Origin of the sequence: Litoreibacter arenae DSM 19593, assembly GCF_000442275.2 — a bacterium.
GTDB lineage: Bacteria > Pseudomonadota > Alphaproteobacteria > Rhodobacterales > Rhodobacteraceae > Litoreibacter > Litoreibacter arenae.
On sequence record NZ_KE557310.1, the window covers coordinates 74528 to 89512 of the forward strand.

Genomic DNA, 14985 nt, shown 5'->3' on the forward strand with positions numbered 1-14985 from the left:
AAAAGCAAGTTTGTAGGGGGACGCATGGAACAAAACTTGGGCTATTTCTCGAGGAATTATCTAAAAAGTAAGACAAATGCATCTGACGACACTCGGATGCGGCACCGGATTGCCAAATATCTTGAAGAATACGACGGCGACGAAAATCTCGATTTCGGAAACTACATCGAAAAAGAGCTAGGAATACCTGTTCTTACGAACAGCGGCTATGGCCCCTATGTTCCTTGGGTGGAAGTTCTGAGCAAATGCGATATCGGTGACTTTCTAGACATACTAACCGCTATACACAGATTTAAACCCGAGAGAACAATCAGCAAGCAGCGCGTTTCTGCACTTTACGTGTTTCGCACCTTCGTTGAACGCGTGTTCAGAGAGCAACATGTTGCCTACCGAATTGACGAGAATGGTGCTGTCCACCCCTTTATAGACGTCGCTTTTTCTACAAACCTTTCTGATGTATTAGATAATCTTGATGACCATGACTTGTCAGCGGCGGCGTCACATTTAGAGCAAGCCGAAATGGCGCTTCTTAGCACCAAATTAGACACTCGGCAGGCCGTTAGGTCTGCCTTTGACGCTTTGGAAAATCTTTCTAAAATCCATGCTGTAAAAGCTACTCAGTTAAACAAAGACGTGGCTATTAATCAGCTCAAACCAAAGCTTTGCTTTGTTTCTGAACCTCATGAATTTGATAGAATTCCAACAGAAAAATTGTTTGATGGTTTCTTGCAGTGGATAAACGCGGCGCATTTTTATCGCCATGAAGCCGGAAAACCAGAACCAACTGCACCTTCCAAGGAGTTTGCCACTAATTTTGTCGCTCAGGGAATAAATTATGCTAGATGGCTGGCTTCGATAAAGACAGAAACCGATCTGTAGCAAACCGTAGGGTGGGTGGTTCCGCACCTCCGGCGCGTGGTTCACCCACCACTCCCTGCGCACAATCCTAAATCCATGCTAAACTCCACCCCAACACCCAACCACAGGAGTCCCACGATGCGCCATATCACCCTCGCCGCCACGGCCCTCGCCCTCTCCGCCTGCGCGCCTGCGCCGATCTCTGGCACCACGCTGCCGTTCTTCGGCGACGGCTACCGCGTTATGGGGGACCAGTGCCGCCGCATCGGCGAGGACGATTTCACCAACCAGTTCCTTGACGATGCCGCCGACCTCGTGGGCTGTCCGGCGGATATGGAAAATCTGGGCGTGTTCGTCACCGAAACCGGCGCCATCGAGGTGGCCCGCAAGGATGGCTACGTGCTCTATTCGGTGCCCACGCGCTAAAGACGCGGCCCGACAACGTGCCATACACAAAGCCGACGCTTTGCCGACACGTTGCAGACGCCGTTTTCAGGCGGTTTCGTCTTCCAGATGCAGCTTCATTTCGACCAGAACTTTTTGCAGCTCCAGGGTCTCCGACAGCATCCGCTTGGCCTCGGTCACCGTGATCACCCCGTCCGCGATGGACTGGTTATACTCCGACATCAACAGCGCGAACCGCTGCGCCAGCGCCACCACGTTGGAGTTCACCGAGGTCGCATTGCCCTTGCGGCCCGCGGCGACTTCCAGCGTGTTGCCGTTGATTTCAGCCAAGGCTTGCGTCACATGTGGAAAGCTCGCGGCAGCCTCCAGCGAGGCCACAGCGTCCAACGGCATATAGCGATCCGCGTGTTCCTCCGACTCGGAATAGTACCGCCCCAGCGTCGCCTTGGACCGCCCGGTCAGCTTGCAAGCCGCTTCCACGCCCACATCCTTGACCAAAGCCTCGGTGTGTTTTTTCAGATACCTGTTCATCTTCGTCATGATCGTCCCATCCCTCGGCCAGATGACCTTATCGGGGAATAGCCCAAAGCGTTTCCCCTGCGCAATTGATTTCCCCCGCGTTATGAAGGGGGCGTCCCTAGGGTATGGGGGCGAAGGGGGACGTGTTGTGCTGAATGCGGCTCCTGAAGGTGGGGGGCGTCGATGCAGGCGCTGCCGGGTAATCAGCGCGTGCGGAGAACGCTTTCCCTAGCACGCCCCTCACCGACCTTGCTCCTGACAATCGGCTTTGCTACGGGACGCTATGGCAAAACTGTATTTCCACTATTCCACAATGAACGCCGGTAAGTCGACGCTGCTGTTGCAGGCGGCGCATAACTATCAGGAAATGGGGATGCAGACCTACCTGCTGACCGCCGATTTCGACCACCGCGCAGGCACTGGCAAGATCGGGTCGCGCATCGGTCTGGCGCGGGAGGCGGACATCTATGGCAAGCAGGACGACCTGTTCGCAATGATCTCGAACCGACTTGCGCAGGGCAAAGTGGCCTGCGTCATGGTGGACGAGGCGCAGTGGCTGTCAAAGGAGCAGGTCTGGCAGCTTGCCCGCGCGGTCGACGACCTGAAGGTGCCGGTGATGTGCTACGGCCTGAGGGTTGATTTCCGTGGGGAGTTGTTTCCCGGCTCCGCCACTTTGTTGGCCTTGGCTGACGAAATGCGGGAGGTCCGCACCATCTGCCACTGCGGCAAGAAGGCCACGATGGTCATCCGCAAGGGGGCTGATGGCCAAGCCTTGGTGGATGGGGACCAAGTGCAGGTGGGCGGCAACGAGACCTACGTATCCCTGTGCCGCAAGCATTTCCGAGAGGCGACAGGCGACTGCTAGACCGGGTTCGGCAAGTCCTTGCCCGCCTTGAAGGCCAGCAGATTGTCCAGCGCCATCATCCCCATGCCGGTGCGGACTTCCAGCGTGTTGGTGCCCAGATGCGGCAGCAAGGTGACGTTCTCCATCGCGATCAGGGCCTCCGGGACCTGCGGCTCATTTTCGTAAACGTCCAGCCCCGCGCCAGCGAGAGCACCGGATTGCAGCGCCGCGATCAAGGCTGCTTCGTCCACCACGTCGCCACGGGAAATGTTGACGAAAATCGCGTGGGGTTGCATGGCGTCGAACACGGACGCACCGATCAGATGCCGCGTCGAAGGCCCACCCGGAGTTGCTGCGACAACGACGTCAGCCACCTGCGCGACAGCCTCCATGCTGTCCAACTGCTCCGCGCCATCCACGTCCTTGCGCGACCTGTTGGCGTAGACAATCTTGCAGCCAAACCCGTTACGGCAACGGTTTGCAATCGCCTGCCCGATCCGGCCCATGCCGATGATACCGACGGTTTTGCCCGTCAGATGAAGCCCCAGCATTTGCGTGGGCTGCCAGCCGGTCCAGTTGCCGGAGCGCACCAGCCGCTCGCCCTCGCCCGCACGCCGCGCGGTCATCAACATCAGCGTCATGGCGATGTCGGCGGTGGCATCCGTTACCGCGCCCGGCGTGTTGGTGACCTTGATGCCTTGCGCCTTCGCGGCGCCCACGTCGATATGGTTGAAACCCACGCCAAAGTTGGCCAGCAGCTTTGTGCGCGGCGTCACGGCAGAGATTGCGGCGGCGGTAAACTGGTCTCCCAAGGTGGGCAGGATCAGATCGTAGGCCGCCAACGCCTCGGTCACCTCCACTTCGGTCATGGGATCCGAGGTTTTGCGCAAAGTAACGTCGAACTCTGCACGGGCCTTATCCATAACCGCATCCGGCAGCAGGCGGGAAATCAGCAGATTCATCAGTAAAGCCTTCCGCCAATCGGCACATCTTTGTCAGGAGTCAGGAGCACGACTTCGTTGTCCTCGTCCGGCACCCCGAGCACCAGAACCTCCGACATGAACTTGCCAATCTGGCGCGGCGGAAAGTTGACCACGGCCATCACCTTTTTGCCGGGCAAATCCTCTATAGTGTAGTGTTTGGTGATCTGAGCGGAGCTTTTCCGCTCGCCCAATTCCGGCCCGAAATCCACCCAGAGCTTGAACGCGGGTTTGCGCGCCTCGGGATAAGGCTCGGCCTTTGTGACGACGCCCACGCGGATGTCGACCTTCATGAAATCGTCGAATGAAATCTCGGCCATGACCTATTTCCCCAACTCGCGCCCGTGCTCCGTCGCGGCCTTCACGGCCTCGCCCAGCAACTTCGGGAAGCCCGTTTCCTCGTCCATCAGTACTTTGAGCGCCGCCGCGGTAGTGCCGCCGGGGCTGGTCACATTGATGCGCAACTGCTCGGGTGTCTCGGAGGCGTTCTCCGCCAAAGCACCCGCGCCTGCGACGGTGGCTTTCGCAAGTTGCATCGCCAATTCAGGAGCCAATCCTTGCGCCTCACCCGCTGCCGCCATCGTCTCGATCAAGTGGAACACATAGGCGGGGCCGGAGCCGGACACGCCGGTCACCGCGTCAATCTGCGCCTCGTTTTCCAAGCGCACTACTTGGCCCACGGCCTTCAACAGCCCCTCGGCCATATCCAGATGCGCGGCAGTCGCGTGAGTGTTGCCGATGATCGCGGTGATGCCCCGGCCGACTGCGGCAGGCGTGTTCGGCATGGAGCGCACTATGGGCGTCTGCCCCCCGAGCGCTTCCTCGAAACGCGCAATCGACGTGCCTGCGGCGATCGACAAAAACAGCGTGGTTCCGTTGCCCAGGGCCGCCATGCGCGGCAGCGCGTCGCCCATCATCTGTGGCTTTACCGCCAGCAGTGCGATGGCCGGATCGTCAGGTAAATCCTCGTTGATATGGACGCCTTGCGCCTTCAGCCAGTCGGACGGGTTCGGGTCCAGCACATAGACCGCACCTGCGTCGATGCCGCCTTTCAGCCAGCCTTCCAGAAGGGCCGAGCCCATCTTTCCGCAACCCAGCAAAACCAGCCCGCGCGTGTTGATCTCGGAAAAATCCATGAAGCCCCCGTCTGTCATCAGGGGCCAAGGTTAGGCGCGCCCGTAGGCTTCCGCAATGGCAACATTCATCGCGTCTTGCGGGGTCCGGTCGCCCCAGCACACCAGTTGGAAGGCAGGATAGAACCGCTCCGACGCTTTGATCGCCGCCGACAGCATCTTGTCGACCTGATCGGCCCCCGCGTCACGCCCGCCGGACAGGATCAACCCGTAGCGGTAGACCATCAGCCGTTGCGCGTGCCAGTAGGTGAACGCGCCGGTCCAGCAGGTGTCATTGGCAAGGTTAAGCATGTCATAGAGCGCAGGCAGTTTTTCTTCCGGCGGTTCCATCTCGAAGGTAGAGACCAGCCGCAGGGTTTCGTCGTGGTGTGACCATGCCAGCGTGATGGAATAGGTCCGCCACTGCCCTTCGATCGCCATGGCGATCTGGTCTTCGGCGATGCGGTCGAAGTCCCAGTCGTGATGCGCCGCAAGGGTTTCCACCAGATCAATCGGGTGAAGATCCTCGGTTTCAAGGTAGTGCTCTAGGCTTGCCATGCTCGATCCCCTATCCAGATTGGGCGTTGGGGGTTGCCTGCACCCCAACCAACTGGGTTCTACTCTACAGGTCGCTTGTCACCCACGACCCTTGCCTAGATGTTGTGATTAATCGGACTCTCTGTAAAGACTTTATTTAGCCTTACCCACAACCCATTGTGGGTCTTGTGGGTAGTTTGCATTATTTGGCAGGTTGTCCACAGACCGCGCAGTCAGGGTTTTTCTTGAGATTGATCAACCGCGTCTCGGCGTAAAGCGCATCATAGATCAACATATGGCCCCGCAAGGGTTGGCCTGCGCCGGTGACATGTTTGATCGCCTCCACCGCCATCATAGAGCCGACCACGCCCGGCAACGCGCCGACCACGCCTGCCTCGGAGCAGGAAGGTGCCAGTCCCGCAGCCGCCGCGTTTGGGAAGACACAGGCATAGCAAGGGCCGTCTTCAGCAGGATGGAACAGGCTCAACTGGCCTTCCCACTGCGTAATAGCACCGGAAATCAACGGCTTGCCCAAACGCACGGCGGTGCGGTTCACAAGGTAGCGGGTGTCGGCATTGTCACAACCGTCGAGGATCAAATCATAGTCGGCGAATAAATCGGCGGCCATGTCTTCGGTCAGGCGACGATTGTAAGGCCGGACCGTCACAAACGGGTTTTGCGCCTGCATCGCCTCTTGGGCCGAGAACACCTTGGGCATCCCCACCCGCGCGTCGGTGTGGATCACCTGACGCTGCAAGTTAGAGCTGTCGACCACATCGTCATCAATCACGCCGATGGTCCCGAACCCCGCCGCCGCCAGATATTGCAACACCGGAGCGCCGAGACCGCCCGCGCCCACGACCAGCACACGGGCTTTCTTCATTTTCTTCTGCCCCGGCCCGCCAATCTCTCGCAAAACGATATGGCGAGCGTAACGGTTCAACTCCGCTTCGGTGAATTTGTCGGGGTTCGCAGGCGGGGGCGCATCCTCCACCGGCCCTTGCCGCAGGCGGGTGAGCATCGCGCGATAGCCCGCGAAAATCGCCATGACGCCTGCGAAAACCGCCCAAGCCTGCAAAGTGCCTGTGGCGTCCTTGACGGGGTTGCCTACGGGGAGGGTTAACTGAGCAAACAGCACGAAGGCCGCGAGCGTGACCAACGCCACGGTCTGCAACCGCTTTGGAAGCCCGAAGCGTCCCGCCAGCAAGATCGCAGCGGCCAGCGCCAGAACCAACACCACGTCAGCCGCGCCCCGTTGATCCGAACCCGCCAGCACCGCGTGCGGTATCGGAAAGGACGTCCACCAGTTCAAAACGGCCCTGCACCACGGGAGCTACGACCATCTGCGCAATGCGGTCACCATGCATCACAGTAAACGGCTCGGTGCCAAGGTTGATGAGGATCACGCCAAGCGGGCCGCGATAGTCGTTGTCAATCGTGCCGGGCGTATTAGGCAGGCTGATGCCATGCTTCAGCGCAAGGCCGGAGCGCGGGCGGATCTGCACCTCGAACCCTTGGGGGATTTCGACCCGCAGACCGGTCGGCACCAGAGCGCGGCCCATCGGGGACAGGATCAAACCGCTCGCGCGGTCGGTTTCTGCCAAGTTGGCCCGCAAGTCCGCCCCTGCCGCGCCGTCTGTCTCATAGGCGGGCAACCCCAAGGCCGGATCAGCATCTTCGGTCCATGTAAATCGCAAAACGGGCGTCACGCCAGAGCCTCGGCAATCTTCGCGGCGATCTTTGCGGCTACCTGATCCTTGGTCAGACGCGGCCAACTCTCCGCTCCCTCATCCGAGATAATCGTCACCGCATTCTCGTTGCCGCCCATGATCCCCGTCGCGGGGCTGACGTCGTTGGCCACGATCCAGTCGCAGCCCTTGCGCTTGCGCTTGGCGGTCGCGTTGGCCTGCACGTCGTCGGTTTCTGCGGCGAAGCCTACGACCAGTTTGGGGCGGCCTTTTTTCATCTGGGAGACACTCGCTAGTATGTCGGGGTTCTCAGTGAACTCCAAAGCAGGGGCGTTGCCGGAGCCGTCCTTTTTCATCTTGGATCCGGACGCATTTGCCACCCGCCAATCCGCCACAGCCGCCGCGAACACTGCTGCATCCGCTGGCAAAGCCGCATCGACCGCATCTTTCATCTGCCGCGCGGTTTGCACTTTTACAACTTTCACACCCAAAGGCGGCGGCACGTCCGCTGGTCCTGTCACAAACGTCACATCTGCCCCAAGCGCGGCCAAACTCCGTGCAATCGCAGTGCCTTGCGCGCCGGAAGAGCGGTTGGCGATGTAGCGTACCGGATCAATCGGCTCGTGCGTCGGGCCGGAAGTCACCAGCACATGCTTGCCTTTCAGCGGCCCATCCGCCAGCGCGGCCTCGACCGCATCGACAATCGCTAGCGGTTCCGACATGCGGCCCGGCCCGTGCTCCCCGCAAGCCATATCACCCACATCGGGACCGACTGTCAGCACGTCATCGCCTTGCAAGATCGCCAGATTGCGCTGCGTGGCAGGATGTTCCCACATGCGCACATTCATAGCGGGGGCAAGCAGGACGCGTTTGTCCGTCGCCATCAACAGCGTGGAGGCCAGGTCATTCGCCAAGCCGCATGCCATCTTTCCCATCAGGTCCGCCGTCGCCGGCGCGACGACCACCAGATCGGCGGCGCGGGACAGCTCTATGTGACCCATCTCGGCCTCGTCGGTCAGATCGAACAGGTCGCGGTAGACCTTTTGACCGGCAAGGGCCGATGCGCTGAGTGGGGTGACAAACTCCTCCGCCGCACGGGTCAGAACCGGGGTCACGGTCGCACCGCGCTCTCGCAACCGGCGGATCAGGTCAAGCGACTTGAACGCCGCGATTCCGCCGCCAACAATCAGAAGTATTCGTTTGCCTGCAAGCATGTTGCACCCCGCTTTCCTGTGAACAAGTGTTAGGACAGCGGGGCGCGAGGGGCAATCGGTAGCTTAAATCTGCGCAAAGCTCAGTGTGCCAGAAAGTGCTGCACTTCGCTGCTCTGCGTCTCCAGCGACTTGCGCATCTTGGCAAAGGCTGCGGCCTCAAGCTGGCGAATGCGTTCCTTGGACAGGCCCAACTCGTTACCCAGACTTTCAAGCGTGCGCGGTTTGTCGAGCAACTTGCGCTCGCGGACGATGAACTGCTCCCGCTGGCTCAGGCCCTGCATGGCATCGACGAGCCAGCCGCGCAGGGTGTCGATGTCATGCGAATGCTCGACCATCTCCGCCGCTTGCGGGCCGTCATCTTCCAGCGCGTCAATCCATTCGCGGCCTTCGTCCTCGGTAGACTGCGTCGCATTCAGCGAGAAGTCGGAACCGGACAAACGCCCTTCCATCATCTCCACGTCATGCAAGGGAACGCCTACTTCCGTTGAAATCTTCTGCAGAAGCTGATGCTTGTCGAGCATCTCGCCCCGCGCTGCCGCTTCGCGTTCCAGTCGCGCCTGCACCCGGCGCATGTTGAAGAACAGCGATTTCTGCGAGGAGGTCGAGCCGGTCCGCACCATCGACCAGTTGCGCATCACGTGATCCTGAATGGATGCCTTGATCCACCAGACGGCATAGGTCGAAAAGCGCACGCCACGGTCAGGGTCGAACTTGTCGGCAGCCTTCATCAGTCCCAGTCCAGCTTCCTGAATGAGATCGTTCATCGGCGCGCCGTAGCGGCGGAATTTGGATGCCATGGAGATCGCAAGCCGCATATAGGCTGTGATCAAACGGTGCAGTGCTGCTTCATCCCGCTCGTCCCGCCATGCGTAGGCAAGGCGCAGCTCGGTCTCTGCGTCCAAAAGCTCTGCTTTCATCGCGGTGCGAGAAAGCGTGTTGTCGGATGGTCTTGCGTCAAGTGCCATAAGTCACACCCCCATGTGTCGGTTTAGGCTTGGCTCTGGTATTGCCTTTTGTGATTACTACGCGACACACACGCGAATGGATCAAAACCGGATGGAGGAAATTTGAATGACCACGCTTCCACGGCTGACCATGGTGCTGGGTGGTGCTGCGTCCGGCAAATCGGCATTTGCCGAAAAGACAGCGCTGCTCGCCAGTTCAAGCGAGAAGTGTTATATCGCCACCGCGCAAGCCTTCGACGACGAAATGCACACCAAGATCGCCCGCCACAAGAGCACCCGTGCCGCGGACGGATGGACGACGCTGGAGCAGCCATTGGAGGTTGCGGCGCTGTTGCCGACGATCCCGGCGGAACAGGTCGCCCTGCTCGATTGCGCAACCTTGTGGCTGACCAATCATTTGCTCGCGGGGTCCGATCTGGCCCGTGTCTCCACCGATCTGATCGCGGCACTGGCAAGATGTCCTGCCACTGTCGTCGTGGTCACGAACGAGGTGGGCCAAGGCATCGTGCCGGAACACGCCATGTCGCGCCAGTTCCGCGAGGCGCAAGGCGTGCTGAACCAGATGATCGCCCGCGAGGCGCAACTTGTGGTGCAGGTCATTGCTGGACTGCCGCAGGTGTTGAAGGGCAAACTGCCAGAGGGACTTTCGTGAGCATCACCCGCCTCTGGTGGGTGCGCCACGGCCCGACCCATGAGAAGGCGTTTACCGGCTGGCGCGACGTGCCTGCGGACTTGTCGGACACCGCGCGGATTTCGCGTCTTCACAACTATCTTCCCCACGACGCGGCACTGGTGTCCTCAGACCTGCTCCGCGCCCGCGCTACCGCCGACGCCATCAGCGCAGGGCGGACACGCCTGCCGCATGATCCTGACTTTAGGGAGCTGGATTTCGGCGTCTGGGACGGGCTGCACTTTTCCGAGGTGTCAGACCTGCACCCCGACCTGTCCCGCGCCTACTGGGAGACGCCCGGCGACGTGAAGCCCCCCGAAGGAGAAAGCTGGAACGAGCTTCATGCCCGTCTCCGCCCCAAGGTCGATGTGCTTCATCGTAGCGCCTACGAAGACGTTGTGATCGTCGCCCATATGGGCGTGATCCTGTCGCAGATAGAACGCGCCCTTGGCGTGACGCCCTACAAGGCAATGTCTCATCAGATAGAGCCGCTTTCCGTGACCCGCATCGACGTCGGCCCTAATGGGTGGCGTGCCGAAGTGATCAATCACCAGCCCTGATGGTACCGCCCCACAAATCTTCATTTCCGAAATCTCCACCCATCGCAGTAGGTTGTCCTTTATGACTTATGATCTTCTCATCGGCGACCGCTCCTATTCCAGTTGGTCGCTCCGGGGCTGGCTTCTGTTCGCGAAGTTCGGCGTCGACGTGACCGTGCATGATACGCGGTTCTATATCCCTCAGTTTCAGGAGGACCTGAAACCCTTTGCGCCCGCCCGCACGGTCCCCGTGATGCGCTTGCCAGACGGGGCGGTCGTGATGGACAGCCTTGCCATTGCCGAGACACTGGCGGAGCGGCACCCCGACAAAGGCTATTGGCCAGATGACCCCGCAGCACGCGCGCTGTCGCGGGGCATGGTGGCGGAAATGCATAGCGGCTTCGGGGCGTTGCGTTCTGCCTGCCCGATGAATTTGCGGCAAAGCTTCATGGGTTTCCCTGTCTCGGACGCAGTTGCCGCCGACATCGCCCGTATCGAACTGCTCTGGGCCGCCGCCCGCGAAATGGCCACCGACGGCCCGTGGCTGTTTGGACGATATTCTATCGCCGACGCGTTCTTTGCGCCGGTGGCTGCCCGCATGGCAGGCTACGGGTTGCCGGTCAGCGAGGCGTCTAAACCCTATATCGTCGACACCATTTCCGACCCGACCTTTCTGGAATGGCGCAGGCGCGGCCTGGAGGACGCGCCACAATCCACCTACGACCTGCTCTATCCAGCAGGCCAATGGCCCGGTCCCGACTGAGTAAACCTCGCGTTAACCAAACATGCCCCAAGGTGGCCCGTAGGGGTCAGGCAAGAGGGTCACGTGGTTACGCGCACATATACGGTCGCTTTCGAGGGCATAGAGGCCCGGCTGGTCGAGGTGCAGTGCGCCGTGACCGCCGGTTTGCCATCCTTCTCCATCGTCGGGCTTGCCGACAAGGCGGTGAGCGAGGCCCGCGACCGGGTGCGCGCCGCGCTCACCGCGATGTCCATTGCCATGCCGTCCAAGCGCGTCACCGTGAACCTGTCGCCAGCCGACATGCCCAAGGAAGGGTCGCATTTCGACCTGCCCATCGCGCTGGCCCTGCTCGCCGCACTCGACATCCTGCCCAGCGAGGACGTGCAGAATACGGTTGCTTTGGGGGAGCTGTCACTCGACGGCTCACTGGTTCCGGTCATCGGCACGCTGCCCGCCTCCCTGACGGCCGCCGAGCAGGAATGCAGCCTGCTTTGCCCCGAACAATGCGGGGCAGAGGCCGCTTGGGTCGATGCCGCCCGCGTCTTCGGCGCGGCGTCGTTGTTGGAGGTCGTCCAGCACTATACCGGCCAAAAGCCCCTGCCCGTCGCCACACCTGGCGAGGTCAGCCGCCCGCACCACGTCAAAGACCTGCGCGACGTCAAAGGACAGGAGCGGGCCAAACGCGCACTGGAAATCGCCGCGGCGGGTCGGCATCATTTGCTGCTGGTCGGCACGCCGGGGTCCGGCAAATCCATGCTGGCCGCCCGGCTGCCGGGCATCCTGCCGCCGCTGTCGCCAGAGGAAGCTTTGGAGACGTCCATGATCCACTCCCTCGCGGGACTGCTGGAGGACGGCGGCATATCCCGTGAACGCCCGTTTAGAACCCCGCATCATACCGCCTCCATGGCCGCAATTGTCGGTGGGGGACGCGGGGCAAAACCGGGGGAGATCTCGCTGGCGCATAACGGTGTGCTGTTCATGGACGAGTTTCCCGAATACCCCCGCGCGGTGCTGGAAACCCTGCGCCAGCCGATCGAGACAGGCGACGTCGTCGTCGCCCGCGCCAATGCCCATGTGCGCTATCCCTGCAAATTCATGCTGGTCGCCGCCGCGAACCCCTGCAAATGCGGCTACATGACTGACGCAGCACAAGCCTGCTCCCGCGCGCCCTTGTGTGGCGAGGATTACATGGGCCGCATTTCCGGCCCCTTGATGGACCGGTTCGATTTGAGGCTGGACGTTCCACCCGTGGCCTTCACCGATCTGGACCTACCCGCGTCCGGTGATACCTCCGAACAAGTGGCGGCGCGGGTCGAAGCCGCGCGCGACCTGCAACGCGCGCGCTTTGCCGGTTACGCAGGGGTCAGGGTGAATGCCGACGCCGAAGGCGAGTTGTTGAAGGATATCGCGACACCTGACTCCGAGGGGGCCAAGCTGCTCACCCGCGCCGCTGAACACTACCGCCTGTCCGCCCGCAGCTATCACCGCGTCTTGCGCGTCGCGCGCACGATTGCTGATCTGGAAGAAAGTCCCGACGTGCGAGCGCCGCACGTCGCCGAAGCCGTCAGTTATCGCGTTGCGTCCTGATCAGGCCCGTTTTGCCTCGATCACTTCCCAGATCTTCTTGGTGACGTTCACGTCGTCAAACCGCTCCAGCTCTTGCAGACCGGTGGGCGAGGTCACGTTGATCTCGGTCATCCAGCCGCCGATGACGTCGATGCCGACAAACACCTGCCCGTGGTTCTTCAAGTCCGCTCCGATGCGGTCACAGATCTCGCGGTCACGCTCGGTCAGACCTACTTTTTCGGGCCGCCCGCCAACATGCATGTTCGAGCGGGTCTCCCCCAAAGCAGGCACGCGGTTGATGGCGCCGACAGCTTCCCCGTCGATCAGGATGATGCGCTTGTCGCCTTTCGCTACGTCGGGCAGGAACTTCTGCATGATCAGCGGCTCGCGGTTGATGCCCGCGAACAACTCGTGAAGCGAATTGAGATTGCGGTCATCCGGTGTCAGCCGGAAAACCCCTGCGCCGCCATTGCCGTAGAGCGGTTTCAGAATGACGTCTCCGTGCCGGTCCTTGAAAGACTTGAGAGTCGACAGGTTTCGCGCAATCGCGGTGGGGGGCGTCAGGTCGGGATAGTCCAGAACCTTCAGCTTTTCCGGCCAGTTACGTACCCAAGTCGGATCGTTCACCACCAGCGTGTCAGGGTGGATGCGATCCAGAATGTGGGTTGTGGTGATGTAGCCCATGTCGAAAGGCGGGTCCTGCCGCAACCAGACCACGTCCCAATCCGCAAGGTTAATGCGCTGCCAGTCGCCCAGCGTATAGTGATTATCTTGGACGCGGCGCACGGTCAGAGGCCAGCCTGCTGCGTAGACCTCCCCCTCTTCGTAGGACAGGGAATCGGGGGTGTAGAAAAACAACTCGTGCCCGCGCGCTTGTGCTTCTTCGGCAATACGGAAGCTCGAATCCGCATTGATGTTGATGTTGTCGATCGGGTCCATTTGAATGGCGACCTTCAGGCCCATGCGCTTTCCTTTCGCGGTTCAGGGCCAAGCCCCCTTTCCCGTTAAATGCGGCACCGGGCGCGGGCTTTCAATCCATTATCTGCAAACAGCGGCTGCGCGGCAGTCATGGGGTCAGCGCGTTTTCGATGATCTCGACCCGCCCTGTGCCATCCACCAACGCGACGTCGAAGCGCATTTCAGTGTCCTGACCTTCTGGCTCCGTTGCGATAAATTCGCAGGCCGTGTCGAACAGCCGGGCCATCTGGCGCGGCAGCAAGCGTTCCGCTGCGCGGGCGTGGGAGCGGCTCTGCTTGACCTCGACAAATACCACCTGACGGGCGTCGCGCATCACCAGATCGATCTCTCCGCCTTTGCCGCGAAAGCGATGGGCCGCGAACTTGTAGCCGCGCCGCAGATAGTCCCGCGCCACGCTACGCTCTGCCTCTAGCCCTGCGTGGTATCCGGTTCTCCCACGCTCGACACGGGACATGACTACTTTCCTTCTTTCTCCAGCCGCAAGGCGGCCTGATACACCTGACGGCGCGGCTGGCCCGTCGTGGCAACCACTTGAGCGACCGCGTCTTTCAACGACCCCGCCGCCATCGCCTCTTTCAGCAGGATGTCGGTGTCGTCCTCGTCGAACCCGCTGCTCTCGCCGCGGGCAACCAGCACCACGACCTCGCCCTTCAAGGTCACGCCGTGCAATTCCTCCACTAGGTCCGCCAAGGTGCCGCGCCGGACTTCCTCGAACTTCTTGGTCAATTCCCGCGCGATTACGGCGTCGCGCGTCTGGCCATAAACTTCGACCAGATCATCTAACATTTTGTGAACGCGTTTCGGGCTTTCGTAAAAGACCAACGTGCCGGGCACCTCGGCCAGCGACCGCAGGAAGCTCTGGCGCTGCCCTTTCGCAGTCGGTGCGAAACCCGCAAAGAAAAACGCATCCGTCGCCAGACCGCTGACCGACAACGCCGCCAACACCGCCGAGGGGCCGGGGGCGGACGTCACCATGAACCCCGCCTCCGTCACCGCGCGGCCCAGCTGGTAGCCGGGGTCCGCGACCAGCGGCGTGCCAGCTTCCGAGGCGTAGGCGACCGACTTGCCTTCTGCCAATGCGGCCAGCAATCGAGGCCGGGCCACGGCCCCGTTGTGATCGTGATAGGCCACCATCGGACGCCCCTCCAAAGCGATTCCGTGAATGTCCATCAACCGGCGCAAAGTGCGGGTGTCCTCGGCCGCCAGAACGTCTGCCGAGGCCAGAATGTCCAGCGCCCGCAACGTGATGTCGCGCGCGGTGCCGATGGGCGTGGCCAGAAAATACAGGCCCGACGCCAGTTTTACGCGATTTGCAGCCGTCATGAGCCCTGCCCTTCGTCTTCACGTTTACTTGCCACCCCATACCTC

19 protein-coding genes are annotated in these 14985 nt (G+C 61.1%); 7 read left to right on the forward strand and 12 right to left on the reverse strand.

What is annotated here, in order from left to right:
- The first annotated feature begins 24 nt into the window (after positions 1–24).
- Both THALAR_RS08035 and THALAR_RS08040 read left to right on the forward strand, forming a co-directional pair.
- Positions 25–879: a hypothetical protein gene (locus THALAR_RS08035; RefSeq protein ID WP_040818102.1), complete on the forward strand. Its 855-nt coding sequence runs from the start codon at positions 25–27 to the stop codon at positions 877–879.
- A 117-nt stretch (positions 880–996) separates the two neighbouring features.
- On the forward strand, positions 997–1284 hold the full coding sequence (locus tag THALAR_RS08040) for a hypothetical protein (protein ID WP_021101027.1): 288 nt from the start codon (positions 997–999) through the stop codon (positions 1282–1284).
- A gap of 66 nt (positions 1285–1350) precedes the next feature.
- On the opposite strand, the gene THALAR_RS08045 is transcribed toward THALAR_RS08040, so the two are convergent.
- Complete coding sequence (locus THALAR_RS08045) at positions 1351–1803, reverse strand: hypothetical protein (RefSeq protein ID WP_021101028.1); 453 nt, start codon at positions 1801–1803, stop codon at positions 1351–1353.
- A gap of 262 nt (positions 1804–2065) precedes the next feature.
- On the opposite strand from THALAR_RS08045, the gene THALAR_RS08050 reads away from it, so the two are divergent.
- The gene (locus tag THALAR_RS08050; RefSeq protein ID WP_021101029.1) at positions 2066–2647 is read left to right on the forward strand and encodes a thymidine kinase; all 582 of its coding nucleotides are present in this window, start codon (positions 2066–2068) and stop codon (positions 2645–2647) included.
- Here THALAR_RS08050 and THALAR_RS08055 read toward each other — a convergent pair.
- The 8 genes from THALAR_RS08055 to THALAR_RS08090 all read right to left on the reverse strand — a co-directional run bounded on the left by THALAR_RS08055 (position 2644) and on the right by THALAR_RS08090 (position 9122).
- The gene (locus THALAR_RS08055) at positions 2644–3588 is read right to left on the reverse strand and encodes a 2-hydroxyacid dehydrogenase (RefSeq protein ID WP_021101030.1); all 945 of its coding nucleotides are present in this window, start codon (positions 3586–3588) and stop codon (positions 2644–2646) included. The genes THALAR_RS08050 and THALAR_RS08055 overlap by 4 nt on opposite strands.
- Positions 3588–3926: a tRNA-binding protein gene (locus THALAR_RS08060; RefSeq protein WP_021101031.1), complete on the reverse strand. Its 339-nt coding sequence runs from the start codon at positions 3924–3926 to the stop codon at positions 3588–3590. The genes THALAR_RS08055 and THALAR_RS08060 overlap by 1 nt, the downstream gene beginning before the upstream one ends.
- 3 nt (positions 3927–3929) lie before the next feature.
- Positions 3930–4742, reverse strand: coding sequence for a pyrroline-5-carboxylate reductase (gene proC, locus THALAR_RS08065; RefSeq protein WP_021101032.1), 813 nt, complete (start codon positions 4740–4742; stop codon positions 3930–3932).
- Between the two features lie 30 nt (positions 4743–4772).
- The gene (locus THALAR_RS08070) at positions 4773–5276 is read right to left on the reverse strand and encodes a type III secretion system chaperone family protein (RefSeq protein ID WP_021101033.1); all 504 of its coding nucleotides are present in this window, start codon (positions 5274–5276) and stop codon (positions 4773–4775) included.
- A 181-nt stretch (positions 5277–5457) separates the two neighbouring features.
- Positions 5458–6495 (reverse strand): HesA/MoeB/ThiF family protein, encoded by a 1038-nt coding sequence (locus THALAR_RS08075; protein WP_021101034.1) that lies wholly within the window; start codon positions 6493–6495, stop codon positions 5458–5460.
- A gap of 1 nt (position 6496) precedes the next feature.
- Positions 6497–6964, reverse strand: a complete 468-nt coding sequence (gene dut, locus THALAR_RS08080; protein WP_021101035.1) for a dUTP diphosphatase — start codon at positions 6962–6964, stop codon at positions 6497–6499.
- The gene (gene coaBC, locus THALAR_RS08085; RefSeq protein WP_021101036.1) at positions 6961–8157 is read right to left on the reverse strand and encodes a bifunctional phosphopantothenoylcysteine decarboxylase/phosphopantothenate--cysteine ligase CoaBC; all 1197 of its coding nucleotides are present in this window, start codon (positions 8155–8157) and stop codon (positions 6961–6963) included. Before coaBC ends, dut begins: the two co-directional genes overlap by 4 nt.
- Positions 8158–8237: 80 nt before the next feature.
- A complete protein-coding gene (locus THALAR_RS08090) occupies positions 8238–9122 on the reverse strand; it encodes an RNA polymerase factor sigma-32 (protein WP_021101037.1) in 885 nt (294 codons plus the stop codon).
- A 106-nt stretch (positions 9123–9228) separates the two neighbouring features.
- On the opposite strand from THALAR_RS08090, the gene cobU reads away from it, so the two are divergent.
- The 4 genes from cobU to THALAR_RS08110 all read left to right on the forward strand — a co-directional run bounded on the left by cobU (position 9229) and on the right by THALAR_RS08110 (position 12660).
- Positions 9229–9774, forward strand: coding sequence for a bifunctional adenosylcobinamide kinase/adenosylcobinamide-phosphate guanylyltransferase (gene cobU / locus THALAR_RS08095; RefSeq protein ID WP_021101038.1), 546 nt, complete (start codon positions 9229–9231; stop codon positions 9772–9774).
- Positions 9775–9776: 2 nt separating this feature from the next.
- Positions 9777–10352 carry a histidine phosphatase family protein gene (locus THALAR_RS08100; protein ID WP_040818200.1) on the forward strand — a complete coding sequence of 192 codons (576 nt, stop codon included), beginning with the start codon at positions 9777–9779 and terminating at the stop codon, positions 10350–10352.
- A gap of 61 nt (positions 10353–10413) precedes the next feature.
- Positions 10414–11094 carry a glutathione S-transferase gene (locus tag THALAR_RS08105; RefSeq protein WP_021101040.1) on the forward strand — a complete coding sequence of 227 codons (681 nt, stop codon included), beginning with the start codon at positions 10414–10416 and terminating at the stop codon, positions 11092–11094.
- A gap of 63 nt (positions 11095–11157) precedes the next feature.
- Positions 11158–12660 carry a YifB family Mg chelatase-like AAA ATPase gene (locus tag THALAR_RS08110; RefSeq protein WP_021101041.1) on the forward strand — a complete coding sequence of 501 codons (1503 nt, stop codon included), beginning with the start codon at positions 11158–11160 and terminating at the stop codon, positions 12658–12660.
- Here the strand turns inward: THALAR_RS08110 and gshB are convergent, their stop codons facing one another.
- The 3 genes from gshB to rsmI form a co-directional block, all read right to left on the reverse strand.
- Positions 12661–13602 (reverse strand): glutathione synthase, encoded by a 942-nt coding sequence (gene gshB / locus THALAR_RS08115; RefSeq protein WP_021101042.1) that lies wholly within the window; start codon positions 13600–13602, stop codon positions 12661–12663.
- A gap of 103 nt (positions 13603–13705) precedes the next feature.
- Positions 13706–14071, reverse strand: coding sequence for a YraN family protein (locus THALAR_RS08120; protein WP_040818106.1), 366 nt, complete (start codon positions 14069–14071; stop codon positions 13706–13708).
- Between the two features lie 2 nt (positions 14072–14073).
- Positions 14074–14940, reverse strand: a complete 867-nt coding sequence (gene rsmI / locus THALAR_RS08125) for a 16S rRNA (cytidine(1402)-2'-O)-methyltransferase (protein WP_021101044.1) — start codon at positions 14938–14940, stop codon at positions 14074–14076.
- Positions 14941–14985: the final 45 nt, after the last annotated feature.

What these genes read in the sequence shown, in the direction of transcription:
- gshB (WP_021101042.1), bottom strand. Translation starts at nt 13,602, where the DNA reads ATGGGCCTGAAGGTCGCCATTCAAATGGACCCGATCGACAACATCAAC.
- THALAR_RS08035 (WP_040818102.1), top strand. Translation starts at nt 25, where the DNA reads ATGGAACAAAACTTGGGCTATTTCTCGAGGAATTATCTAAAAAGTAAG.
- rsmI (WP_021101044.1), bottom strand. Translation starts at nt 14,940, where the DNA reads ATGACGGCTGCAAATCGCGTAAAACTGGCGTCGGGCCTGTATTTTCTG.
- THALAR_RS08055 (WP_021101030.1), bottom strand. Translation starts at nt 3,588, where the DNA reads ATGAATCTGCTGATTTCCCGCCTGCTGCCGGATGCGGTTATGGATAAG.
- THALAR_RS08050 (WP_021101029.1), top strand. Translation starts at nt 2,066, where the DNA reads ATGGCAAAACTGTATTTCCACTATTCCACAATGAACGCCGGTAAGTCG.
- THALAR_RS08090 (WP_021101037.1), bottom strand. Translation starts at nt 9,122, where the DNA reads ATGGCACTTGACGCAAGACCATCCGACAACACGCTTTCTCGCACCGCG.
- coaBC (WP_021101036.1), bottom strand. Translation starts at nt 8,157, where the DNA reads ATGCTTGCAGGCAAACGAATACTTCTGATTGTTGGCGGCGGAATCGCG.
- THALAR_RS08120 (WP_040818106.1), bottom strand. Translation starts at nt 14,071, where the DNA reads ATGTCCCGTGTCGAGCGTGGGAGAACCGGATACCACGCAGGGCTAGAG.
- THALAR_RS08070 (WP_021101033.1), bottom strand. Translation starts at nt 5,276, where the DNA reads ATGGCAAGCCTAGAGCACTACCTTGAAACCGAGGATCTTCACCCGATT.
- THALAR_RS08105 (WP_021101040.1), top strand. Translation starts at nt 10,414, where the DNA reads ATGACTTATGATCTTCTCATCGGCGACCGCTCCTATTCCAGTTGGTCG.
- THALAR_RS08045 (WP_021101028.1), bottom strand. Translation starts at nt 1,803, where the DNA reads ATGACGAAGATGAACAGGTATCTGAAAAAACACACCGAGGCTTTGGTC.
- THALAR_RS08060 (WP_021101031.1), bottom strand. Translation starts at nt 3,926, where the DNA reads ATGGCCGAGATTTCATTCGACGATTTCATGAAGGTCGACATCCGCGTG.
- THALAR_RS08040 (WP_021101027.1), top strand. Translation starts at nt 997, where the DNA reads ATGCGCCATATCACCCTCGCCGCCACGGCCCTCGCCCTCTCCGCCTGC.
- proC (WP_021101032.1), bottom strand. Translation starts at nt 4,742, where the DNA reads ATGGATTTTTCCGAGATCAACACGCGCGGGCTGGTTTTGCTGGGTTGC.
- cobU (WP_021101038.1), top strand. Translation starts at nt 9,229, where the DNA reads ATGACCACGCTTCCACGGCTGACCATGGTGCTGGGTGGTGCTGCGTCC.